Consider the following 22,098-nt stretch of genomic DNA (forward strand, 5'->3'; position numbering starts at 1 on the left):
CAGGGTCACGACCGTGCGTGCGGTCCAGTCGCCTCATGATCGGGGTCACTGTGAGGCCGTGCATAATGATGGACAGCAGCACCACGAGCCCCACGATAGCCCATAGACGCGCGGCATGGGTCAGGTCGTCGATGTGGTTGAGGCCGTAAGCCAGATAATAGAACGAACCGATCCCGCGAATTCCGAAGAATGAGATGGTCAGACGTTCGCCAAGCGTCGCATTCACGCCGCCCAGACCGATCATTCCGGTAACGGGTCGGATAACCAGGAGAATGAGTAGTGCACCTGCGAAATCCACCGGGCGAAGGGCGGACAGCAACCCATTTGCCAGGGTGCCACCGAAGAACAGCAGCAGGATCATCATCGCGATCCGCTCAACCTGCTCCGTCAGATCGTGCATGTCCGTATGGAAATCGTGATCCCGATGAGCCTGACGGAACGTCAACGCCGTGACGAACACCGACAGAAACCCGTAGGAGTGCAGGGTCTCTGTAAAGCCGTAGGAAATGAATGTGGCTGCGAGTGCGATCAGCCCGTCACCAGTCTGGGCCAGTTTGCTCTCGGCAGGAATGTGGAATGTGATCCAGCCGAAGAGCTTGCCGATAAGGTAGCCCCCGAGAACTCCAACGCCGATTTCCCAGAAAACGTTGTAACTGAGCCAGTCCCAGAACCAAGGCTCCTGCGTCACCGTGGCCGCTGACAGGACGATGGCAAGGTGGACGAAGGGGAAAGCGGCACCGTCATTGATGCCGGCCTCCGACGTCAGCGCAAAGCGAACCTCGTCTTCCTCACCGGACTTCGGAGGACCGACCTGTACGTCCGAGGCCAGCACAGGGTCCGTTGGGGCCAGGACAGCACCCAGCAGAAGAGCCATCGTCCAAGGCAGGGCAAGCCATGTCCCGGCAAGAAGTGCAATGAGCGCGATCCCCAATGGCAGGGTCAGGAAGATCAGCCGCCATGTGATCATCCAGGACCGAAGCCCCAGGACCCGGTCGATCTTGAGACCTGCCCCCATGAGCGCGATGATCACCACGAACTCGGAGAATCGTTCGGCAATCGCGGGGTACTCGAGAGGCGAGGGATCGAACCTCAACCCCGGCACCAGACCGAGCCCAACCCCAATGAGGATGCACACGATCGGCAGCGAAAGCGGCAATCGGCGAAGGACCAGGGGCAACCAAGCCACGAGGGCGATGAGGACCCCGAAACTCATCAGAACAAGAATGTACGGATCGGGCGGCTCTGTCAGATGTTCAAACATCGGCATGCTTTCATGCGTTGGTCGGCTCTATGTCGCAAGCCGACCGACCACATCCATCATTAGCTCAGTCAAGGGAAGACAATCTTTATGAGCCACGCATGCCACTCGCGTGGTGCGTCGTCATGGTGCCCAGCACCTGCTCGATGCGGACCATCATCTTTTGGGTCCGCGCAGACCAGTCGGGATGGCGGTTCCGGAACCCCTCGGTCAGCAGCAGCATCAGCGCGCGGGCGTGGTGCAGCACCACCGAGGCCGGGACGGTGCCATAGCCCTGCAGCAAGGCTGCGCCCCGATCATCCGCCTGATCCTGCGTCAGCAGCCCGTCGATCACCTGCGCGTCCATCCGCGCCAGAAAGCTGCCCACATCCCGCGCCGGATCGCCTAGGCCGGCATTGTCCCAATCGAGGATCACCGGCCCGCCATTGCCTATCACCACCTGATCGGCGCTGAAATCGCCATGGACCAGGACCGGGTCGAACGCCGTTCCAGCCAGACGTGCGGCCAACGGGGTGGCCAAGGCCTGCGCGCGTGTGGCCAGGTCTGCATCCAACGGCATCAGGTCGGCGGCGACGGTCAGAACGTCCTCGGCATCCGCCTGCGCGGTCCATTCGGTCGCGGGCCGAAAGGGGTTGGCATGCAGGGCGGCCAGCACGGCTCCGATCCGCGCAACAGTCGTGCGGTTGGGCGCATGGCTGGTCATCTCGGGACAGACCGGGTAGCCGGGGATCCACGCCGTCAGCATCGCGCCCAAGGCGGCATCCGCGCCCAACAGGGGCGCCTGACCATCGGCCATCGCGGCCGTGGCGCCGATCAGTGCGCCGTCGAATGCTCGCCCCGCAATCACCTTCAGCACGCCCCGAGGCTGGCCTTGCAGGTCCAGTCGCGCGACCATACGGCGACCGGGCTTGTAGCGCAGCAGGACCAGATCGGCCGCGGCCAGATCCGGCAGCACGCCGACGACGCGCCGCAGGGCCTTCTGGCACATTGTCGGGTCCAGGAACCGCTTCAACCCGCGTATATGGCGGTCCAGACGTACCGGGATCGCGACTCGAGCCGTTTTCCGCCGTGGAGAAGCCCGCCAAGGCGTCGATGGAGTAGCACCCCGGTACAGCGGCATTCACTGTCGTCCGGTGATCCAGTCAGAGCCAGCCGAGCCGCTTGAAGCGGACATAGAGGAACGTGCAGGCGGCCACGATGACCGAGAGCACGACAAAGTAGCCGTACCTGGTCGATAGTTCGGGCATGTTCTCGAAGTTCATGCCGTAGATCCCTGCAATTGCCGTCGGCACGGCCAGGATGGCGGCCCATGCCGCCAGTTGGCGGGTGATGATGCCTGTGCGTTGCTGCTCCAGCAGGTTGCTGAACTCGAAGACCGAGGCCAGGACCTGAAGCAGCCCGTCGACCATGGTCTGCACGCGCCGGACATGATCCAGGACATCGCTGAAGTACGGCCTTGTGTTGGCATCGATGCAGGGAAGGTCCTGTCGGACCAGCTTGCCGGCGACTTCGCCCATGGGGCCAAGCACCCGCTGAAACCTGGTCAGATGGCGACGGAGCGCGAAGATGCGGGTGATCTCTTCGCGACCGAGAAAAGTGTCAATGGTCTGCTGCTCCATCGACAGCACTTTTTCTTCGATCTGCTCGACGATGGGCAGATAGCCATCGACGATGTAATCCAGAATGGCGTGAAGAACGTAGTCGACCCCATGGATCAGCAAGCTCGGGGCCGCCTCCAGCTGCGCACGCAGCGCGATATGAGAGCGGGCCGATCCGTGGCGCACGCTGATGATATGGCTGTGGCCGACGAAGATGGCGGTTTCGCCATAGGTGATCGTATCGCCTTCCAGATGCGCAGTCCGCGCAACGACGAACAGCTGTTCGCCATAGATGTCCACCTTGGGCAGCTGGTCCGCCTTGACGGCATCCTCGATGGCCAGCGGATGCAGGTCGTACTGCTCTTTGAGCGTCTGCATCTCCTCTTCGGTGGGATCACAGATCCCGATCCAGACGAACTCGGACTTGTCCGAGGGGCAGTCGATCTTCTCGGTGATCGACACCTCGCGCACGCGCTTGCCGTGGCGGTAGAGATAGGCAGCAACGACCGTCATGGTAACCTCTGCGAACGGTAGGCATCCTACGAGGCATAAGCCCTAACCCGACACCTACCTTGGGCGTCAAGGGCGGATCAGGGAGTGCTGCCGCATAAACCGGACATCTGCGGCTTGAGTGTCTTCCAGCTTCCCTGCACAGGCGGTTTTCCAGACGGCAAAGGGCGACACCTGTCCAGTTATTCCTATCGCCGGTTGAGCATAGCACGCGCGGCCTGTCTCCCGGAGATAAGCAATAATTCGGCCTTCAGTGGAGCTAGGCGCGGGTCCAGCAGATCGCCGAGATCGGCGGCGCTTTGTGAAAAGCTCATTGGGCATGCGGGCGGCTTGTGTAATACCGGTGAAAGTTTCTCGCGAAGACGGACGGACCTGCAAGATGAGCGGACTGCTTGCCCTACTCGACGATGTCACGGCCATTGCAAAAGTGGCTGCCGCATCCATTGACGACATCGCGGCATCGACTGCCAAGGCTGGTGCCAAGGCCGCGGGGATCGTGATCGACGACGCGGCCGTCACACCGAAATACGTCACCGGCCTGGCACCGGCGCGGGAACTGCCCATCATCGGGCGGATCGCCATGGGCTCTCTGAAGAACAAGTTGTTGATCCTGCTTCCCGCGGTCCTCCTTCTGCAGGCCTTCGCGCCCTGGATCATCACGCCTCTCCTGATGTTTGGGGGTGCCTATCTCTGCTTCGAGGGAGCCGAGAAGGTTCTGCATGCTATCCGACCACATGATCATGGCGAGGTCGCCAAGGACATGTCCGTCGGTGATCCGGCGACCCTCGAGGCGCAGCGGGTTCGGGGGGCGATCAAGACGGATTTCATCTTGAGCGCGGAGATCATGGTTCTCTCGCTCTCCGTGATCGACGCGGACAGCATCGTCATGCGCGGCATCACCCTGGCGGTCGTCGGCACTGTCATCACGGCGGCCGTCTATGGCACGGTAGCCTTCCTCGTGAAGATTGACGATGTCGGCCTGCACATGACGCTCAGCCGCAGCGGCGCGATGCAGGCCGTGGGACGCGGCCTTGTTCATGCCATGCCCAAGGTCTTCACGCTTCTGACCGTGGTAGGAACGGCAGCCATGTGCTGGGTCGGGGGCAACATCATCATCCACGGCCTGGACGTCCTGGGATGGCCTGCGATCTATGACTGGATCCACCATATCGCCGAGGGCGCGGCCCATGCCGTCCCGGTCGCCTCAGGCGTCGTGGCCTGGACGGTGACCGCAGGCATCGACGGGATCCTCGGTCTCCTGCTGGGAATGCTGCTGGTTCCTGTCGTGCTCCATGGAGTGAAGCCGATCTTTGGCAAAAAGCAGGCAGCTCACTGACACCCAAGGGAGGTCGGAGCCATGGGGCGCATCCTGCTTATCAGATCCACCTGTCGTGCGGTCCCGGATTGGCAAGATGCGCGTTACCAATCCCAAAGTCAGCCTGTCCGGACCCGCCTGCCGTAGATAAAAACCGAGATCCCGCCGGATGCGGTCGGTAGGGAGTGCCATGGCATAGGAGGCCGCGCCAAGCCCTGATCCATCTGTGCCAGAAGAAACACAGCCTCTTCTGCATCCTCCGGATGGGCATCGGGATGTGCCACCCGGCCAGCGGGTTGTGCCAGCTTCAGGAGGGAGGTTTAGCAAGGTAAGATCATTCTGTGCAGGCGCATTGCCTGCACGGTGCCGCCTGCTAGACCTGCGTCGCCAAGTGATCCGCCATCAGCCCAGTCAGCCCCTGCATCGCGCCCAGCTGCACGGCAGTATGGCGCCAGACGTCGTCGTGGAAATGCGGCTCGGTCAGGTAAGCGTTGGGCACCCCAGGGGAGATCGTGCAGGAATACGGATGCTAGTGACCTAGGGCCGCAATCGCATCCTTGACCGCGGCGTCTATGGCCTCCGAGTCGATCTGATCCTTCGCGATGGTGAAACGAGCGTTTCGCTCACCTCCAGAATCAGCTAGGCCAATCTTCCTATCGACCGAGATGGTGATTTCGATCAAGCTCTCGCCCGTCACGAAGGACACTTCCAGCTCGTGAATGCGGCTCTGATGATGGCCAGTGGGGCGGAACTCGAAGGTTTGCTGAACGGGAGTTTCACGACGGTGGTCATAGCTGGCATCGGCCTCATGCAAGAGAAACCCTTGAGCCGCGACGGACTTCAGAACGGCCGCCATCTGCTCCGTAGGCAGAATGGTGACCGGGTCCATGTCGGTCGGATCGACGGCCATTTCCACGTCAAGCCGGGTGGTCATCGCGCTTTTCGTTGCCCCGCCCGTGACAGGTGTGGTCAGTGGAACATCGATGACGAAAGGAAAACTCTCCTTCGAGGCCGAAGCGATGAGGCCAGGACGCAGGTTGACGAGTGCCATCCCGATCATCTGAGGAACCGACTCTCCATCCGTCATCTTGAACTGGCAGTAGCTCTGAAGCTCGACGATGAGCTTCTCACAGCCCCAGTCTCCGGCGCCGCCGGTGATCACGACGTTCCCGGTAATTTGCCCACCAGGACGCACCTCGGTTTGGTCCAGAACCGTCTCCACCTTCAGGCCGCCGATCCCTAGGCGTTCGAACATCTTATTCAGCAAGCCTTTTCCTCCCTCGAATGATTGTCCAGACGTCGAGTTAGGTGTGCCACGGACACATCCGGTGCACAACGAGGAGCATACTGCCGCGCCTTTCGTTGTCGCGACGGCGATCTGGAGTTGCCCCGCATTTGTGCTCCCCCTGTGGTCGTTTATCAGTTTGCCAACACTGGCCCTGAAAGGGTGCAGCACAGGCAGAAGGCTGAAAAAAGCTCTTCTGGAACGCTTCATTACTCGACCCGGTCTTGCATGGCTCCCCGGCCGCAACAGGCTGTCATTCATAACCAGTATAACGGCGCGGCCAGAACTACGGCTTGATCTTAAGGTGCTAAGCCTGCCCATCAGCCGTCTTGTTCGGGTCGGAACCGCGGCAGGGGCGCGTTAGCGGCCCAATGCGCAACGTCATCAATGTCTTCAAGCATAAGAGAAAGAGATAGATTGGGATTCAGTCCGCTTGGCGGACTCGCGTAAATCTACGGCCCTGCCCATCAATGCCAAAGCCATCGCAAGATCCGAGTCCTCGATCTTGAACGTTGCCAGTTCAGCAAGGTCGAGGGTTTCGACATGCTCTACTTCCATAGCGGCACGGTCATTACGCGCTGCCTGGTCATCATCCGGCGTGGCTGGTCGACCAGTCCACCGCCCGAGAAGCGCAAGTGCGCGCTTCGGTGCAGACAGGCGATAAGCATTGCTGACCTGTCGGACCTGCGGTCCCCGGCCCTCATTCGGGGCAGGTTCAAAGCGGCGCAGCCAGTCCAGAAAGCCATGATCGCGCAGTGCCTTCAGCGCCCGCACAACTGCGTCACGCGAGCGGCATAGCTTGTCAGTGATGTAATCAAGGGACGGGTCCAGTCGGCCCGACTTGAAGTTCACCAGATTGGCGAACAGCGCCAAGACCTCCAAAGCGATGCCCCCGAGGGGGCCGTTTCGCTTGCCGGGTTCCTTCTTTGCCCGGTCATACTGTCGGGCGGCCATCAAGACCTTCTGCACGTCCCGGCGTGACGTCCCGCGCCAGAATGATGCCTCGCATGATCCCTTACGGCGCGAATTGCGGCGGATAGGCTTGCGATCGGCCGCACGGCCATCGGTGCGCGTGCCATTGATAACGCTGTTGATGCGTCTGAAAAAATTGCCGCGTTCTGCGGCCTCTCCGGTATTCATCTGCTGCTCCTCGATCAAGAAGCGCGGTGTCCGCAGGCAAGCCGTATCCGTTCGCACAGATGCGTTCTTTGCTCTTGATTTTCGGGAGTGGGAGGATAACTATAGCTAATAGAAATGAGTGCTAGTTCAGGTCGGCAAAACCTGAGTTATCGACACCAAGCCCCTCGTGCGGACCCCCGCGCGGGGGGATTTCTTTTGGGCTGGTATTTTTACCTGATTTTGCGCGCCCCTCCCGTTGCAGGGGCTTCAGCTTGCCGCGCGAGGGACACGCGCATGCATCGCAACTGATAGAATGCCGATATGCTGCCAAGTACACGCATCAGTAAGTCTCCCAAATGACTTCGGAAATCTGACCGCTGTAATCCATGGTCCTCATCGCAATGCCGCGCCTCGTTCCGGCTTGTTCTCCACCGTGATACCCAACCCGGTCACGAACCCACAACGGCGCGTCCTCCAGGCGGATACTGATCCAACGAAACTCGCCGGCCTCGTCGTAGAAGCCCCGCTGCGTCGAATCTGATATCTCGATGCCGTCACTGTTCCGCTGACCACGATAGTTGACGTGGTAGACTTCGATCCCGTCACGATACCCCCTGATCTGGTCTGTTAGACCATCGGGGCCCATGTTGGGCAGCGGCGGAAGACCACTGGCCCGCAGCGGGCAGTTCCAGAGCTGCAAGGGCGGCTCAACGGGCCACGGCGTAACGCGACGGATCATTTCGATCCTTGCTGCTGTGCATTCCGCTGATGCAGGGAAGCCGCCAGCCAGACAGAGAAGAATTGCGCAGTCGATCGGGTAGGATTGCGCAGCGACACGCATCGGTGTCACAACCCCCGCCGACACGGCGATCATCACTCCCAACGTGACTTGGCCTAGACGACGCATAACCACTCCCTCAAAGCAACGATCCTATACGATGTCTGTCATCAGTATAAGATCATATAGAGCGTTTGAGAACGCTTTGGCAACGCCTAGAGGTCATTCTTCACCCTGTTAGAAACCGGATCGTGCGAAGACCTGCCGGTAGGATGTACGGTGGCAGCGAAAACGAATAGTGCCCGCAGTTCAGCTGTAGGGTGTCCACCCTCGCCCCGGCCTGGTTCAATTTGGTGATCAAAGGTTCTGCCAGATGGGGCAGCACCACAGTGTCTCTGGTCGCAACGACAATCAGAAGCTCCAGACCGGGCCGTGCCAACTGCTCTGTATAGTTTTCGAGATTCAGCGGACTCCACACTCTGTTGAGTTGCGTGGTGTCGATCTGGCCCTCCAGGCTGGCGCGAATGTGCTTCGTGGCATCTCCGGTCCAAACCATATCGGCCAGACTACCTGCGGTTAGAAAAAGCCCTGCCTTCCTAACAGCTCGGTCTGTAGCGGCAACAAGGCCAGCGATCCAAGACCCAAGGCTTATGCCCAAGACCGAAATATGCTCATAGCCCTCACGTTCCAGGATGCGTATCAGCTTCCGCCCATCCGATACGGCTTGTTGAACCGACTGTAGTGTCCGGCCCAAATTAGAGCTGATCATATAATCCGCATATGACGATTCCGACCGGGACCGCTCAAAGTGATACGGCATAGCGATCTGGACTACCGTAATTCCCCGCCTCGATAGGAATGCAGCGATCTGCTTATATCTCGATCTCGCATTCCAATGATGAAAAACAATAAGGGCGCGTTTTTTGGTAATGCTGTCAGTTACTTTGGCTTGAATACGGTCGTTCTCCGCAACGCCCGTTTTAATATCAGACTGATACTCGATCCAGCCATCTTTCCATGTATAGTTGAAATCAGACTTCGCGGGTTCTTCAAAAAATGAAGAATCAGCGACAGCTCGCTCAGCCAAACGCATGAAATCAGCAATGCCAATATTTTTATTTTCCGGTGTAGGAAACGCAAGATGCGCGTCCAGACTGAACACAGTCTGGCACTTTAAGGCGTTTCCACGCTGCGCCCGTTTATCATCCCAACAATCCAGCCAGCTATGATACATCAACGCGCCTTTCCACATTGCCAGACCGCGATCCAAGCCATGGATCAAAGAGGCCATAGGCTGCGAAAAGTATGGAAAGACCTAGAATGATTGAAAAGCCATCGAACATCCCGATAGCCGTATAGGCTATCACCAAAGAAAGGATACAACCTGCCATTTTTACAGGGACACTTCCAAACTGCCGTACAAGTCCCACTTGGGAAATTACATAAGCGAACGTAAACACTGTTACCATGACAATAAGCAGACTTGTATATTGGTTAGGGGTACTGAAGTCTTTGCGGCGAAAAATAGTGTCGTTCCCAACCGCGACAGCCAGAAAGTCATTCACGAACCAGCTTATGATATCACTACTGTCTGTAACCAAGTAAATAGACTGAAGCTTCATGCAGATTGCAATCAAGATACCTGATATAGCACACCTAAAAAATCCTCTAGAAAGTTTTGCGCTGACCCCCAGGATAGCATCTGAAAGGTTGTCATCATCAACCCTCTCTGATTGGCGTTTAATATCCCTATAGTCATATGCCAACGTGTAAAGAAGAATGAGTCCTACGAAGAAAAGATAGAAGCAGACACACATGTACAGGTAAGCAATTCCGGTAAAGAATGCCTGGGCCATTACGGACGTCAGCTCAGGGCGTATGATGCCAATTGACCCCCAATCAATCGCATAATCGCGACTACCATCAATAAGGGGCAACAAGCGAACACTGACCCACTGGAAAAGACCCGCAAATCCTATGCAGATGAGAAACACTGACCAGTAGGTAAGCGGCGAAGCCTCAACCTTTTTCAACCATCCATTATTGCCCTCTGTACTACCGCTTGCTGCAACAAGCAGGTTTCGTCCCTCATTTTTCCAGAAGGCTATGACCTCATGGCAAAAGCCGAGAAAGAGAGGCAGGAAGACCATGAAAAGAAGGGTCCAGTTTGGAGCCCAAAAAAAGCCTACTTGCTTCAATGGTCCATTGTTTTCCGCGTAAGTAATACTATGGACACCCAGGAAGACAGACATAAACCCAAGCACCGCCGCGCCGGCAAAGACTGATACCGGCAGGTCTAGGAACGATCCCCCACCAAAGATTGCCTCTGATGTTCGGGCCAGACTGAAGCGTCTTTTGGGCTGAGTATCATCAGGAAGATCGTCGTCGGCATCAATCACGATCCCGTCGCCAACTTCGACTGCTATTTCTTCTAGGTTGCTTGCCTCAGAAGCGCTGCTGACCAAAGATTTCTGCCGCTCGCGTCTTTTGGCAACCAGCTGCCTTTGCGATGCACTCAATTCAGCTTGCCAGGCGCTTGTCGCCTTGGGGTCGTCGCAGCCAAAGATCCTTGCAAGCCATCGGATGTTCTCTGGACTGATGCCTTTGTCGTTGTCTTGGAACCAGAGCTGGACAGTGCGTAGCTCTATCCCTGCCCGGTTTGCGTCGATCAATGAGATCGCTTCAGCGAGAAGGTCTGCCGTCCAAGGGCCTTTTGGAAATCCGTTTTCGTCAACCGGTCGCCCGGCTCCTGCCGCCGCGAGGTTCTTGAAAAGCACCTTGAAATCTCTGCCACCAGCATCAGGCTGAACGAAAAACTTTCCATTTTTTATCAGCATGTTGGAGGGTTTCATTTCGTTCTGTTTCGCTCAATTTCGTATCGTGCCGTGATCAGGCCGCGGACCATAGTTCATTAACCAGAAATGAACAAATCGCCGGTGGATGGAACGCGCTGCGTTGCCACACACCGCGCCGCCCCTGGGAGTAATGATATGGGTATTCGAGGCAGCAAAATCGTGTCCGTCGATGACGATACTACTGGATCGCTCAATGAGAGAGAGCAGGCTCATCCGATCAAGCGTGTCTTGGATCAGGGATCGCGGGAAGTCGTGGGTTGGCTCTACAAGTGGAACACTGGGCATGTCGCCATCATGTGGAAGGGCGAGAGATGCGAAAACGTGATCTACGAATGAGGAATGTACAAACTGCACATTGCTCATAGCACCCTATAGCCCCGGCCCCGTGCATTAGGGCGGTCTTCGGGCCGCCCTGCTTATTTGTCACGCAAGACACCCATCGCGGTCCAGGCCCATCATCAGGTCTGCCCGCCATGCTTCTTATCAGGCGTCGCTTGGAAAACCCACGCAAGACGCAGCAGCAAATCCCGGCATTGTGGCAAAGGCATTCTGCCGCGGGCGGAAGACAATCCTGCACGCAACACTCCCCCTAGCCAGCACAAGCCGCACCCTCCGAAGTAGCTTTAATTTCATTGGTCAGCGCCCTACTGATGGCTGCGCAGGAGAAATGTAGCGTTCAGCAATCCTATAGGGTTGATGTCAATATTATAGTATCGTAGAACTGGGCTACCCGAGAAGGGTGCCTAGTCCTACCAGTTGGAGGACCACAGGCGTGGAAGAAATAAAGTTAGAAAAAGAAACGCCGAATGTGGTTACAGAACCCAGATTCAGAAAGCTCGTTGCTAGCGGCTATCTCGCTGAGGTCGTTTGCCAAGCGGCGGCCTACCGCAAAGCATCCGTCTGGTATGGCGAATGGATCGTTCGCGTCGTTAATTCAGAAGGGACTTTTGAAAAACTCCTCGTCACGACACCACGAAAGGTCGATGATATGGACGAAATTAAAGTCAGGGTTTTCAGAACAATTAACGGCCTTACTTCCTTCATGCACGAAGCCGGATTCAGGCACGTGGATGTTCCGCTGTTTGATGACGAGCGGACGGTCCATTCAACGTCAACAAAACCAGAAGATAAGAAAAAGAGCTAGGTCTTCACTATCCTCCTTTTCTCCGGCAATGGCTGGCTGCCTGATAGGGCTTCTTCCGCTTAATCCAGGCCACTCCTTTGCAAATGGCATGGTTCTCGTGCCCGGCTCCGATGGAGCCTTTCAATTCAGAGAACAAAGCAACGGCTTCGCTCGCCATTTCGGATCAGGCGGGCAGCCGATAATTCCAGAGGCTGAACGCCCGGCATCCCCTTCCCAAGACTCCATGTCGTTTCTTGCAGAACCGGAAAGCGGTTTTGTCGCGCCGCGTGCAGTTTCCGGAAGCGAAGAAATCCTCAATGCAATTGATCAGACCGCAATGCGCTACGGCGGTCACGTCGCCCTGCGCAAAGCCGGAATGTCAGTCATGGAATGGCGGCATTTCTACCGTGCCAATATTGAAATCGAGAGTGCCTATAACCCTCGGGCGCGGAGCCATGTCGGGGCTATCGGCCTCGGCCAGCTGATGCCAGCCACCGCCGCAACGCTCGGCGTGAACCCCCATGACATGCAGCAGAACCTCGATGGTTCTGCACGATACCTGCTCCTTCTTCTTGATCGGTTCGGATCAATGGAGCTGGCACTGGCTGGTTATAACGCTGGCCCTGAAGCTGTCGCGCGCCACGGGGGCATTCCGCCCTACCGCGAAACCCAAGGCCACGTCCGCAAGGTGATGGCCGTCTTTTCCCGATTGAACGGAGACATCCTATGACCAAATCAATGCCAGTTTCGGCACTCAACCTGCTGCTCTTTGCCTTTCTGGCTGTCGGCCTTTTCATGCTGATGACTGAGCCTGCAATGGCCCAGGGGCAGATCAACCTCAGCCCGATTACGAACATTCTGACCGGAATTGCCGACACCCTTACCGGACCGCTTGGCCGGGCCATGGCAACGCTGGCCGTGATCGGCATCGGCGCGGCTTGGCTGATGGGCTACGTCGATTTCCGCACTGTCGTCTATGTCGTCGCGGGCATCGCCATCGTCGCCGGCGCCAGCGTCATCGTGAACGCGATGTGGGGCACTCAGTAATCTCATGGTCAAACGGTCCCCCCTGTTCCTCGGCCTCATTCGCCCGGCCCGCATTATGGGTCTTCCGATGTTCTATGCCGTGATCTGGATGGTGGGGTCCGTCCTGGCTTTCGTGTGGGTCCAGAGTTTCTGGACCCTCACATTCACGGCCCTGTCCTATCCGGCCCTTTGGATCGCTGCCGAATGGGACCCGCATTTTTTCGATGTGGTCACGGTCGTAAGCAAAAAAACCCGCCGAACCAAAAACCGCGATCAATGGGGTGCTGATAGCTATGAACCGTAATCTTCGGATTGGGCCTGCCGCCCTTGATGCCCTGCCCGCATGGGCCAGCCGGGAACAATCGGTGGCTTCCATGCTGCCATATGTCTCGCTGATCGACGACCTGACCATCCGCACCAGGGGCAATGAGCTGTTCCAGTGTATCCGCGTCTCCGGGCTGAACAGCCTGACCGTCGCCGATGAAAAGCTGGACCGGATGAAGGAAATTTTCGCCAGCATCATCGCCCAGACCGGCGACAAGTTTGCCTATACCGTCCACAAGGTATCGCGCCGCATCGACACGGCCCTTCCGCCCGTCGCGGATGATGGGCTTGCTGCCCAGATCGACCGGCGTTGGCAGGCCCATATGAGCCGCGCCAACCTGCGCGAACACACCATCACCATAACCGTCATCAAGCGTCCTGACGTGCTGTCGAAGATCCCGTTCTCGCAGCGCCAGTCTCAGGACGCTCTGGCCCGGCAGATCGACGGCCAGGTGGGCCAGCTGCAAGAGGTCGTGGAGTTTCTCTGCTCGGCTTTGTCAGGCATGAACCCGCAAGTGCTGACCGCATCCAGCGGTCAACTGCTTGGCTTTCTCGAAAGCATCAATACCGGGATCGAGGTTCCGACATTTCACACGTCGCTGGACCGGACCATTGCGGAAACCGTCAGCAACACACGCGTCACCTTCAAGGGCGACAAGATTTACCTGACCGGGGGCAGCCTGCCGGATCGGGTGGGCATGATCTACTCGATCAAAGAGTTTCCGCGCGAGTCCTTCGTGACCATGTTCGATGAACTGGACCTGCCCGTCGATATGGTGGTGTCGAACTACTACGTTCCGGTCAACAGCGGCATCATGGAAGAGCGGATCGCGCGGGAACTGCGCCGCCGCGCCGCGATCAACGACAAGGCCGCCAACCTAATCGAGGCCGTGCAACAGGCGCAAAACCGTCTGGCTTCCGGTGAGATTTCTTTCGGACAGCATCAGATGGCGGTCGCCGTCTATGCTGACAGCGAAGCGGAGTTGGCAAAGATCAGCTCGATGATCCGCAACATCGCCGTAGGCGCGGGCGTCAAGATGATCGCGCAGGGCTATACGGCCCGCACCGTCTATTTCGGCCAGCATCCCTGCAACCGTGCCTTCCGCATCCGCGAAGGCGCGATCACCAATGAACAGTTTGCCGACTTCGCGGCGCTGCATCGTGCTGCGATGGGCAAGAGCGGTGAAAATGTGCCTTGGGCCACTCCGATTACGTGGTTTCCGACAATTTCGCGCAGTGCCTACCGCTTCAACTTCCATGAAGAAGGCGATCCGAAAAAAGAGCCAAGCAACGGCCACACGCTGGTCCTAGGCCGCATGGGGTCAGGCAAATCCGTGCAGGCGGCATTTCTGGCAGCGCAAGCGCAACGGGTCGGCGCGCGGGTCTTTGTCTTTGATTATCGCCGGGGCATGGAAATGGCCGTGCGCGCTTTGGGCGGTCGGTATTCCGAACTGAAGGCAGGCGAACGCACCGGCCTTAACCCTCTTTGGGTCGAAACGGACACGGCCGGACAAGAATGGCTGAGCGACTGGATCATTCACCTGATGGAAACCGGCCATAGCCAGCTCCAGCCGGAACAGTCCCGCGCTGTGCGCGACGCTGTGCGCCAAAACGCAGAGGCGCGAAACCCGAACCTACGGACCTGGACGCAGTTTGCGCAGCTGGTCGGCTCCACCCATGACGGGGGCGCGCTGGCGGATCGGCTGAACGAATGGACCGAAGGAAACCGCTTTGGATGGATTTTCGGGCGCGAGGTTGAGGATACCTTCTCGCTGGACGGCCAGTTTGTCGGCTTCGACCTGACGGACATTCTGGACAGCGAAAACCAGAAAGCCCGGATGGCGGTCCTGTCCTACATTTTCCGGCGCATCGAGCGGCAGATCGAGGACAAGCGCCCCACGATCATCATCATTGATGAAGCGTGGAAGGCTCTGGACAACACCTATTTTGCGGGCCGCATCGAAAAATGGCTGGTCACGGCGCGCAAGCAGAACACGGTCGTCGTTATGATGACGCAGTTTGCGCATCAGCTGAACGCAACTGCGCATGGCCGAACCCTGCTGCAGGCGCTGCCTACTAAGATGCTGCTGCCGAACAAGGACGCCGGTGCCTCTGACTATGACGGGCTCGGACTGAACCAGAAAGAAATGGAAATCCTCATGGGCGTGAATCCCGGTTCGCGGATCGCCCTGCTGCGGTCGGATGACGGCTCGCATGTCATTGACACCGATCTTTCGGCCCTTGGCCCACTCCTGACCATCCTCGGCGGCATGAAGGCCGGTGAGGCGCTGGTCGGCGCAGACTACCGGACCCGCCCTGATTTTTGGAAAGGATTTGAAAATGCGTAAGCATACCCTCTGCGCCGTTTTGGCGTCCCTTGCCCTGTCTGCTTGCGCTGGCACCCAATCGAAACCGGTCAGCAGCAAGTGCTTCAATGCACGCGGCGATCTGACCTGCGAACTTCGGCCCTTGGAAGAATTGTGGGGCGAAGCGCGCCAGGACGCCGTGCGACAGGTGGGTGTCTATGAGGGCGCGGTCGAGGACGGTCCTTATGTGCAACGATGATCCTTGCTCCCCGCCCGCAAAAGGCCCGCGCGAGACGTCAAGGATCGAGCAAGGGCTTGCGGGCAGTTTCGCGGTGGCTTTAGCGGCCTCTGTTCTTTCCCTAATGCTGTCCAGCACGGCGATGGCGCAGGGTGTGCCGGTTGTTGATCCGGCCAAGAATGCCCGCGAGGCGGAAATTACCCTGCGGCTTGAAGCGGACCTCGTTCTGCAACGGCAGAAGGCCGAAGAAGGCCGCAAGCGTGTTGAAGCCGAACGTGAGCAGGTCGAGGCGCTGGAGGCAGTCACCCAAGGAATGACCCTGCCCGATGATGGGGCGGGGGCTGAGGAAACGGTTCGGGGATTAGAAGAAGGCTTTGCACCCTCTGCGGAAGTCTATGCCACCGACAACAGCGCCGCTGCGGACCGGCTGTTCAGCGGCGAGCGTGAGAACGTCGAACAGATCATCATCCGCGCAGCGCAAGACACCCACCACATGCAGCGTGCCGGGCTGTCGCTGATCCAGTGGCGGTGCTGGTTGCAGGCTCTCATCTGGCAGGAAAGCCGGTTCAATCCGCATGCTCAATCGCCTGCCGGGGCTTATGGTCTTACTCAGATCATGCCTGATACCGCTGGTGATCTTGGCATCAGAAGCACCTACCGGAATGACGCTTATGTTCAAGCTGAAGGTGGCGCACGGTATCTGGCGCAGCGCCTAAACGACTTTGACGGCGACATGATCCTGGCCCTTGCCGCCTATAATGCCGGGGCGGGAAATGTTCGCAGATATGGCGGCGTACCGCCTTTTGCGGAAACCCAGAACTACGTCCAGATCATCCCGACCAAGTATCGAGAATACATGGCAGCACTAGGTGCGGCCGACCAGATCGGCAGCATCGAGGCCAGCTATATGGCGAATGCCGACCGGGCGATGATTGGCGGGGCCACGGCAGAATATGCCGATGAAGCCGGGCAGGACATGGGGCTGGCAATGGCCCGCCTTGAAGAAGCCATGTCCCGTCTTGGGGATACCGGCAACGCAGCAGAGGCGATGGCCCTGAACAGCTATGTGCGCGCCGAATTTGTGCGCTTGCTGGTCATCAGGACGCGCCTCGTCGCCACCCGCTCCAAGCCGATGACGGCTGAGCAAATAGCGGCCGCCTCTGCCTTCGCGCAGGAACGCGCATTCTTGAATTTTGAAGGGGAATTGTAAGATGCGGATTGCATTCAAAGGATTGATCGTCGGCGCGGGTCTGTGCCTGTCTGTAGCACTGCCCGCGCCGGTCACGGCGCAGGGCGTACCGACTGTCGATACCCAGTCCATCGCGCAGCAGATCACGCAGATCAGGCGGATGCTGGAAGATTACGGCATCCAGAGCGACATGCTGGACCAATTCATCGAACAACTGGCCGAACTGCAATCACAGACGAATGAGCTGCAACAGATCTATGCCGTCCTGACCGGCAATGCCGACATTCAGGGCCTTCTCATGGGGGATGGTTTGGATGCGGTTCTCGCTCCGAAAATGACCAGCATCCTGCAAGCCGCCAATGCGGCATCCTCCGGTGACTGGTCGGGCCTGTCGTCGGGCTACCGTGAGCAGATACAGGCGGCAGCGCAGTCCACGATGATCGGGGCGGGCCTCGATCCGGCGCGGGTGGAGGAAATGGGCCGGGACGGCAACGTGTCGGAAAAACGCGCGGCATCTCAGGCAACCACCGGGGCGATGGTGGCGGCCTCGGCCGACACCGCACAGCGCGAAAGTGCGGTCAGCCTCCAGCGCCTTGACCGCCTGGTCGGGGAAATCCCGCAGCAGACCGGCATCAAGGAGGCCATCGACCTGAACACCCGCATGATGGGTGAGGCCGTCAGCGAGTTGATCAAGAACAACCAGCTTCTTGCCATCCAAAGTTACGGGATGGGCATGTCGGACGTGTCGCAGGCCAGTGCCTGGGCGCAGGAGCAGCAGATGCTCGATTTCACCATGCCGGATTTGCAGTGAGGCCACCGATGTTCAATCGCAGAAACAATAAGGCGCAAGCCGCAGCCGTCGCTTCCCGGAGTGTCAGTGAGACAGAGGAGGAATTGATCTACGGCGAGCGGCGGCGCGGTGCCTTCTGGCAGAAGTTCGGGGTCGCCGGATGGGGCTTCGGTGCCATCGGCTGCATCATGGCGGCGGTGATCGCGGCCAGCCATGAGACGCCCGCCCCGGTCCTGGTGCCGTTCGATCCGTCCAGCGGCATGGCGCTGCCGATGGTGAACCTGCAAACAGTCTCTGTCAGCAACCGCGATGCTGTCGTGCAGTCGTTGGTCCACGCCTATGTGCGCGACCGGGAAACCTACAGCATGCTCGACAATGACCTTCGGGTCCGCTCGGTGCTGGCCCGGTCGTCGGGGGCGGCGCTGCAATCCATGCGCAGCCTCTGGTCGTCGGAAAACCCGGACTATCCGCAACGTAAATACGGTGCGAATGCGCGCATGGATGTGGAAGTTCTGTCGGTTACGCAGATCACCAATGATCGGGCCCAGGTCCGGCTGCGCAAGCGGCTGCAGGACAGTGATGGGGAAACTCGGGGTCTGTTCACGGCGACACTGGCCTTCCGTTACGACACGACCGAGGCCCGTTCGCTTGAGGATGTCTGGACCAACCCGTTCGGCTTCTCAGTCTACGAATACGCAATCACGTCTGACAGATCGGAGATCCAATGATGCGCGGCACTTGTCTTGCCATTGCCCTGTGCGCGGCCAGCATGGGGGCGTCGAGCGCCTTGGCCGAAGTGACCCCTCGGGCGGGCAATCTCGATGCCCGTGTCCGCTATGCCCAATGGGTCGATGGACAGGTCTACCGCGTCCAGACGCAGGTAGGCCGAGTCACGTCCGTGGAGTTCGGCCCGGATGAAGAAATCACCTCCGTGGTCGCGGGCGATACCGTCAGCTTCAATTTCGATGCGGTGCCCGGTGGCAGCGCCTTCGTGATGAAACCCACGACCAGCGGCGCCGCCACGAACATCAACGTCTATACCAACAAGCGGCAGTATTACTTTGAAGTCTCGGAAACTACCTCGGCGCAGTTCTCCGTGGTGCGCTTCACCTACCCGCGCGGCTCGGGCAGCGCCACGCCCGCCAACCGCCAGGTCGCCCGTGGGCCGCTGAATTACGACTATGGCGGCAGCATCGTGAACGGCACCACCCCCACGCAAGTCTGGGATGATGGGGCCTTCACCTACTTCAAGTTTCGGCGCAACGGCGAATTGCCTGCGATCTTCAAGGTCACGGCTGGACAGGAAATCACGGTCAATTCTCAGACCATGCCCGATGGCGTGGTGCGCGTGACAGGCACCAGCCCGTTCTGGATGCTGCGCTTGGGGACCGTTGAATCGACGGTGGGGATGATGAAAGCCGTGAGGTTGGTGCAATGAGCGAACAAGAAACGGCAGACCTGCGCGAACGGCTGGCGGCGCTGGAGAAATCCAATCCGCGCAATCAACCCAAGGCCCGGCCTGCGGCAAAGGCTGCCAAGATGGCCGGGCTTCTGTGCGGCGGTGTGGCTATCGCCGGGCTGGTCTATGTCTATTCGCTCCCTGACGGCGCAGCGGATATGACCGTCCGTGAAGCCCAGGAGTTCCAGAACGAGGGCAGCGGCTTTGGCGATCTGCAAAATCCCCCGTCCGCCGTGCCGGCGGCGGTCGAGGTTGCAGAGCCTGAACCGGCCCCTGCCCCTGCGGCTGGCAGCGACAATTCCGAAGTGGTCGAGCTGATCCGGGGCTTGCAGGACCAGATCGACCGGCTGTCCGAGGCCCCGGCCGAGGATGCCGATGGTGAACCTGTCGTGGACACGCAAGCTCTCGACCAAATGCGCGGCGAGCTGGACCATCTGCGCAACGAGGCACAATCGCGCGAGCAGGAACTGAACGAACAACTCAGCAGCCGTAACCTCGAAATTGCCGAGTTGAAGAACGATCTGGACATGCTGCGGCTGCAAAACGGCCAGAGCGTGATGCCGGGTGGCGATGACGATCTGCTCACGCAGCGCCGTCAGGCCGCTGACGAGGCGGCCCAATTGGAAGAGGCCCGGTTGCAGTCTTCCATGGTTGCCCTCGGCGGCGGCGGCGCAGGGGGTGCCATCGCCGATGCGGCGGGTCTGGGAGACGGGGCGGCTGCGCAGCAGGCGGCGCGTCTCAGCGATGATGCCCAATTCGTGCGCGATGCCGGGCGTCCGGTGCAGGTCCAGCGCGCGGAAATCATCGTGAACCCGTCCAATACCGTCACGCAGGGCACGATGATCCAGGCGGTTCTGGAAACAGCTATAGACTCCACGCTTCAAGGTCCGATCCGGGGCCTCGTGACAACCGATGTGGTGGCCTATGACGGATCGCGCATCCTGATCCCGCGCGGGTCGCGTCTGATCGGCAGCTATTCAGCTGATGTCGAAACAGGCCAGAACAGGCTTCTGGTGGCATGGGAACGCATCATCATGCCCGACAACCAGTCGGTGCAGATCAGCTCCTTCGGTGGCGATGCCTTGGGCCGTTCCGGAACCACCGGCAAGGTCAACAATCACTTCTTCCGTAGGCTTGGGGCGGCGGCTCTGATTTCCACAATCTCGGCCATCCCTTCGGCCTTGCAGGACGACAGCGGCGACGGGGGCGTGACCATTTCCACGGGCGGTTCCAACGATCCCGCGACCGGCGTGTCCAATGCCGTCACCGGCGCAACAGAGTCTGCCATCGGCAAGTATGTCTCGATGCCGCCGACGATCACCGTGAACCAAGGCACCCGGATCACCGTCATGGTGGACCGCGATCTGGAGATATTCTGATCATGGATGACATGAGCCATGGCAGCTATCTGGATGAAGCCTTGTCCCGCATCGGGGCTGTCATCGACAGCCCCGCCTTGGTGGAAATCGCCATCAACCCGGACGGCCGCATCTGGTCGCTGGAACACGGCGATCCGGCGATGAAGCTGGAAACCCGCGCACCGATGAACCAACAGGAAGTCATGGACCTGGGCCGCCGCATCGCAAGTGCGGGCACGCTGACCCTTGGCCGGGATGCGCCGATCATCTCGACCTCCGTGGTCTATCGGGGCCGCCCGATCCGCGCGCAGGTGGTGGCAGAGCCTGCCGTTTTGTCGGGTGCTGCAATCTCGATGCGGTTCTTCTCGTCCCTGCCCCTCGACAAGATCCGGGTAAAATATCTGCATGGTCAGGAATACTCGGTGGACCAGGCCCGCGCGGAAACCAAGCGGGAATTGAAAAAACTGGCAGCCTCCGGCGACATTGACGCGGCCATGGCATTCATCGTCCACCACAAGATGAATGCCTTGATCGCTGGTGCGACCGACAGCGGCAAGACTGTCTTTGCCCGCAAGATGCTGTCCTATGTCAGCGACAGCGAGCGGATGATCACCATTGAAGACGCCGCCGAACTGGTGCCAACGCAGCCCAATGTGGTGACACTGATTGCGGATCGGGACAGCAAGACCAGGACGCCGGACATTCTGCTGACCTCCTGTCTGCGGATGCGGCCTGACCGGCTGATCGTGGGCGAGGTTCGCGGCAAGGAGGCTATGACCTTCATCGAGGCCATCAACACCGGCCACGGCGGGTCGATGACGACCATCCATGCCGAAACCCCAAAGCTGGCTCTATCGAAGCTCGCCATCATGGCGCTGAAGTCGGAACTGCCGCTGACCTATGCGGACACGCTGCGCTATATCGCCAGCTCGATCGACGTGGTGATCCAGACGGGTCGCGCCGGCGGCGATCGGGGCGTGCTGGAATTTTACATCCCTGACGCCGGGGACAATGGAGATACGAGCCATGTTTGATCAGAAGACCCTTGTCATCGCTCTCTCGTCGCTTGCTGTCGGTGTGGCGATCGGTGGCGCCGTCCTTAACAGCTGGCTCCCTGCCGAGACTGCATCCACCGCGCGAATGGGCGATGTGCAATTTGCACAAGCCCAGACCGAGCCGCAGCTGACACAGGCCGAGCGGGACTTCATGGATTTTACCATGCCCGATCTGTCAAAGCCCCAGGCTGGGGGTGAGACAACACGTTATGGATGCGTGAAGCCTCCACGCCCGGAATGGGCAATGGACCTGCCACCTGCCGACGCCAGAAAATCATTGCTCCTTACCGATCTATACGACGCACTACGATTTACTGAAATTATTGATACGAATTCATGCCCTTGCAATATTGAGTATCCATCATGGGATGAGGCAGATTGGCAATATCAGCAAATAACCGAAGGGAAGAGTAACGCTGAAATTGCTGACCTGAGGCGTAAAGCATTACGGCAAGCAAGCTCGAAACACTTCGATGCGCTGACAATTTGCAGTCAATCGCGGGGTCAATAAT

The 22,098-nt window shown here is 59.0% G+C and carries 23 protein-coding genes; 14 read left to right on the forward strand and 9 right to left on the reverse strand.

Features of this window, described 5'->3' with window-relative positions; all coding sequences use genetic code 11:
* From TW83_RS12475 to TW83_RS12485, 3 genes are all read right to left on the reverse strand, one after another.
* The coding region (locus TW83_RS12475; RefSeq protein WP_157001547.1) for a cation:proton antiporter at window positions 1-1,261 on the reverse strand (1,261 nt) is incomplete at its 3' end.
* Window positions 1,262-1,346: 85 nt separating this feature from the next.
* Window positions 1,347-2,246: an aminoglycoside phosphotransferase family protein gene (locus TW83_RS12480; protein ID WP_045983107.1), complete on the reverse strand. Its 900-nt coding sequence runs from the start codon at window positions 2,244-2,246 to the stop codon at window positions 1,347-1,349.
* Between the two features lie 154 nt (window positions 2,247-2,400).
* Window positions 2,401-3,369: a magnesium and cobalt transport protein CorA gene (locus tag TW83_RS12485; protein WP_045983108.1), complete on the reverse strand. Its 969-nt coding sequence runs from the start codon at window positions 3,367-3,369 to the stop codon at window positions 2,401-2,403.
* A 376-nt stretch (window positions 3,370-3,745) separates the two neighbouring features.
* Between TW83_RS12485 and TW83_RS12490 the strand changes: the two genes are divergently transcribed.
* Window positions 3,746-4,702: a DUF808 domain-containing protein gene (locus TW83_RS12490; protein WP_045983109.1), complete on the forward strand. Its 957-nt coding sequence runs from the start codon at window positions 3,746-3,748 to the stop codon at window positions 4,700-4,702.
* 352 nt (window positions 4,703-5,054) lie between these two features.
* Here TW83_RS12490 and TW83_RS22260 read toward each other — a convergent pair whose 3' ends face one another.
* The 6 genes from TW83_RS22260 to TW83_RS12515 all read right to left on the reverse strand — a co-directional run bounded on the left by TW83_RS22260 (window position 5,055) and on the right by TW83_RS12515 (window position 10,715).
* A complete protein-coding gene (locus TW83_RS22260; RefSeq protein WP_255352792.1) occupies window positions 5,055-5,180 on the reverse strand; it encodes a hypothetical protein in 126 nt (41 codons plus the stop codon).
* Between the two features lie 30 nt (window positions 5,181-5,210).
* Complete coding sequence (locus tag TW83_RS12495) at window positions 5,211-5,948, reverse strand: sporulation protein (RefSeq protein WP_162198042.1); 738 nt, start codon at window positions 5,946-5,948, stop codon at window positions 5,211-5,213.
* 411 nt (window positions 5,949-6,359) lie between these two features.
* Complete coding sequence (locus tag TW83_RS12500) at window positions 6,360-7,106, reverse strand: replication protein A (RefSeq protein ID WP_045983121.1); 747 nt, start codon at window positions 7,104-7,106, stop codon at window positions 6,360-6,362.
* A gap of 319 nt (window positions 7,107-7,425) precedes the next feature.
* Complete coding sequence (locus TW83_RS20610; protein ID WP_157001549.1) at window positions 7,426-7,959, reverse strand: hypothetical protein; 534 nt, start codon at window positions 7,957-7,959, stop codon at window positions 7,426-7,428.
* Between the two features lie 133 nt (window positions 7,960-8,092).
* Window positions 8,093-9,097 carry a dienelactone hydrolase-related enzyme gene (locus TW83_RS12510; RefSeq protein ID WP_045983111.1) on the reverse strand — a complete coding sequence of 335 codons (1,005 nt, stop codon included), beginning with the start codon at window positions 9,095-9,097 and terminating at the stop codon, window positions 8,093-8,095.
* Entirely contained in the window at window positions 9,087-10,715 is a 1,629-nt protein-coding gene (locus TW83_RS12515) for a hypothetical protein (RefSeq protein WP_204245750.1), read from the reverse strand. The genes TW83_RS12510 and TW83_RS12515 overlap by 11 nt, the downstream gene beginning before the upstream one ends.
* Before the next feature lie 775 nt (window positions 10,716-11,490).
* Between TW83_RS12515 and TW83_RS19835 the strand changes: the two genes are divergently transcribed.
* The 13 genes from TW83_RS19835 to TW83_RS20620 all read left to right on the forward strand — a co-directional run bounded on the left by TW83_RS19835 (window position 11,491) and on the right by TW83_RS20620 (window position 22,097).
* Window positions 11,491-11,862 (forward strand): hypothetical protein, encoded by a 372-nt coding sequence (locus tag TW83_RS19835; protein ID WP_239441333.1) that lies wholly within the window; start codon window positions 11,491-11,493, stop codon window positions 11,860-11,862.
* Window positions 11,863-12,085: 223 nt separating this feature from the next.
* Entirely contained in the window at window positions 12,086-12,571 is a 486-nt protein-coding gene (locus TW83_RS12525) for a lytic transglycosylase domain-containing protein (protein WP_239441334.1), read from the forward strand.
* On the forward strand, window positions 12,568-12,888 hold the full coding sequence (locus TW83_RS12530) for a TrbC/VirB2 family protein (protein WP_052714862.1): 321 nt from the start codon (window positions 12,568-12,570) through the stop codon (window positions 12,886-12,888). The genes TW83_RS12525 and TW83_RS12530 overlap by 4 nt, the downstream gene beginning before the upstream one ends.
* A 4-nt stretch (window positions 12,889-12,892) precedes the next feature.
* Window positions 12,893-13,171 (forward strand): VirB3 family type IV secretion system protein, encoded by a 279-nt coding sequence (locus TW83_RS12535; protein ID WP_042250064.1) that lies wholly within the window; start codon window positions 12,893-12,895, stop codon window positions 13,169-13,171.
* Window positions 13,161-15,539 carry an ATP-binding protein gene (locus TW83_RS12540; RefSeq protein ID WP_045983114.1) on the forward strand — a complete coding sequence of 793 codons (2,379 nt, stop codon included), beginning with the start codon at window positions 13,161-13,163 and terminating at the stop codon, window positions 15,537-15,539. Before TW83_RS12535 ends, TW83_RS12540 begins: the two co-directional genes overlap by 11 nt.
* On the forward strand, window positions 15,532-15,756 hold the full coding sequence (locus TW83_RS20615) for a hypothetical protein (protein ID WP_157001551.1): 225 nt from the start codon (window positions 15,532-15,534) through the stop codon (window positions 15,754-15,756). The genes TW83_RS12540 and TW83_RS20615 overlap by 8 nt, the downstream gene beginning before the upstream one ends.
* Window positions 15,743-16,945, forward strand: a complete 1,203-nt coding sequence (locus TW83_RS12545; RefSeq protein WP_162198043.1) for a lytic transglycosylase domain-containing protein — start codon at window positions 15,743-15,745, stop codon at window positions 16,943-16,945. The genes TW83_RS20615 and TW83_RS12545 overlap by 14 nt, the downstream gene beginning before the upstream one ends.
* Window position 16,946: 1 nt before the next feature.
* On the forward strand, window positions 16,947-17,735 hold the full coding sequence (locus TW83_RS12550) for a type IV secretion system protein (RefSeq protein ID WP_045983115.1): 789 nt from the start codon (window positions 16,947-16,949) through the stop codon (window positions 17,733-17,735).
* Window positions 17,736-17,818: 83 nt separating this feature from the next.
* Window positions 17,819-18,442 carry a type IV secretion system protein gene (locus tag TW83_RS12555; protein ID WP_045983116.1) on the forward strand — a complete coding sequence of 208 codons (624 nt, stop codon included), beginning with the start codon at window positions 17,819-17,821 and terminating at the stop codon, window positions 18,440-18,442.
* Complete coding sequence (locus TW83_RS12560) at window positions 18,439-19,152, forward strand: TrbG/VirB9 family P-type conjugative transfer protein (protein ID WP_343251968.1); 714 nt, start codon at window positions 18,439-18,441, stop codon at window positions 19,150-19,152. The genes TW83_RS12555 and TW83_RS12560 overlap by 4 nt, the downstream gene beginning before the upstream one ends.
* Complete coding sequence (locus tag TW83_RS12565; RefSeq protein ID WP_052714863.1) at window positions 19,149-20,552, forward strand: TrbI/VirB10 family protein; 1,404 nt, start codon at window positions 19,149-19,151, stop codon at window positions 20,550-20,552. The genes TW83_RS12560 and TW83_RS12565 overlap by 4 nt, the downstream gene beginning before the upstream one ends.
* Window positions 20,553-20,563: 11 nt before the next feature.
* Window positions 20,564-21,565, forward strand: coding sequence for an ATPase, T2SS/T4P/T4SS family (locus TW83_RS12570; RefSeq protein WP_045983128.1), 1,002 nt, complete (start codon window positions 20,564-20,566; stop codon window positions 21,563-21,565).
* Window positions 21,558-22,097, forward strand: a complete 540-nt coding sequence (locus TW83_RS20620) for a hypothetical protein (RefSeq protein WP_157001555.1) — start codon at window positions 21,558-21,560, stop codon at window positions 22,095-22,097. The genes TW83_RS12570 and TW83_RS20620 overlap by 8 nt, the downstream gene beginning before the upstream one ends.
* Window position 22,098: the final 1 nt, after the last annotated feature.

The organism is Paracoccus sp. S4493, from assembly GCF_000967735.1.
Lineage (GTDB): Bacteria > Pseudomonadota > Alphaproteobacteria > Rhodobacterales > Rhodobacteraceae > Paracoccus > Paracoccus marcusii.

Bases quoted from the DNA above. Each gene is read 5' to 3' on its own strand.
- TW83_RS12480 (WP_045983107.1), bottom strand. From the start codon at position 2,246: ATGTGCCAGAAGGCCCTGCGGCGCGTCGTCGGCGTGCTGCCGGATCTG.
- TW83_RS12485 (WP_045983108.1), bottom strand. From the start codon at position 3,369: ATGACGGTCGTTGCTGCCTATCTCTACCGCCACGGCAAGCGCGTGCGC.
- TW83_RS12490 (WP_045983109.1), top strand. From the start codon at position 3,746: ATGAGCGGACTGCTTGCCCTACTCGACGATGTCACGGCCATTGCAAAA.
- TW83_RS12500 (WP_045983121.1), bottom strand. From the start codon at position 7,106: ATGAATACCGGAGAGGCCGCAGAACGCGGCAATTTTTTCAGACGCATC.
- TW83_RS20610 (WP_157001549.1), bottom strand. From the start codon at position 7,959: ATGATCGCCGTGTCGGCGGGGGTTGTGACACCGATGCGTGTCGCTGCG.
- TW83_RS12510 (WP_045983111.1), bottom strand. From the start codon at position 9,097: ATGTATCATAGCTGGCTGGATTGTTGGGATGATAAACGGGCGCAGCGT.
- TW83_RS12515 (WP_204245750.1), bottom strand. From the start codon at position 10,715: ATGAAACCCTCCAACATGCTGATAAAAAATGGAAAGTTTTTCGTTCAG.
- TW83_RS12525 (WP_239441334.1), top strand. From the start codon at position 12,086: ATGTCGTTTCTTGCAGAACCGGAAAGCGGTTTTGTCGCGCCGCGTGCA.
- TW83_RS12530 (WP_052714862.1), top strand. From the start codon at position 12,568: ATGACCAAATCAATGCCAGTTTCGGCACTCAACCTGCTGCTCTTTGCC.
- TW83_RS12535 (WP_042250064.1), top strand. From the start codon at position 12,893: ATGGTCAAACGGTCCCCCCTGTTCCTCGGCCTCATTCGCCCGGCCCGC.
- TW83_RS12540 (WP_045983114.1), top strand. From the start codon at position 13,161: ATGAACCGTAATCTTCGGATTGGGCCTGCCGCCCTTGATGCCCTGCCC.
- TW83_RS20615 (WP_157001551.1), top strand. From the start codon at position 15,532: ATGCGTAAGCATACCCTCTGCGCCGTTTTGGCGTCCCTTGCCCTGTCT.
- TW83_RS12545 (WP_162198043.1), top strand. From the start codon at position 15,743: ATGTGCAACGATGATCCTTGCTCCCCGCCCGCAAAAGGCCCGCGCGAG.
- TW83_RS12550 (WP_045983115.1), top strand. From the start codon at position 16,947: ATGCGGATTGCATTCAAAGGATTGATCGTCGGCGCGGGTCTGTGCCTG.
- TW83_RS12560 (WP_343251968.1), top strand. From the start codon at position 18,439: ATGATGCGCGGCACTTGTCTTGCCATTGCCCTGTGCGCGGCCAGCATG.
- TW83_RS12565 (WP_052714863.1), top strand. From the start codon at position 19,149: ATGAGCGAACAAGAAACGGCAGACCTGCGCGAACGGCTGGCGGCGCTG.
- TW83_RS12570 (WP_045983128.1), top strand. From the start codon at position 20,564: ATGAGCCATGGCAGCTATCTGGATGAAGCCTTGTCCCGCATCGGGGCT.
- TW83_RS20620 (WP_157001555.1), top strand. From the start codon at position 21,558: ATGTTTGATCAGAAGACCCTTGTCATCGCTCTCTCGTCGCTTGCTGTC.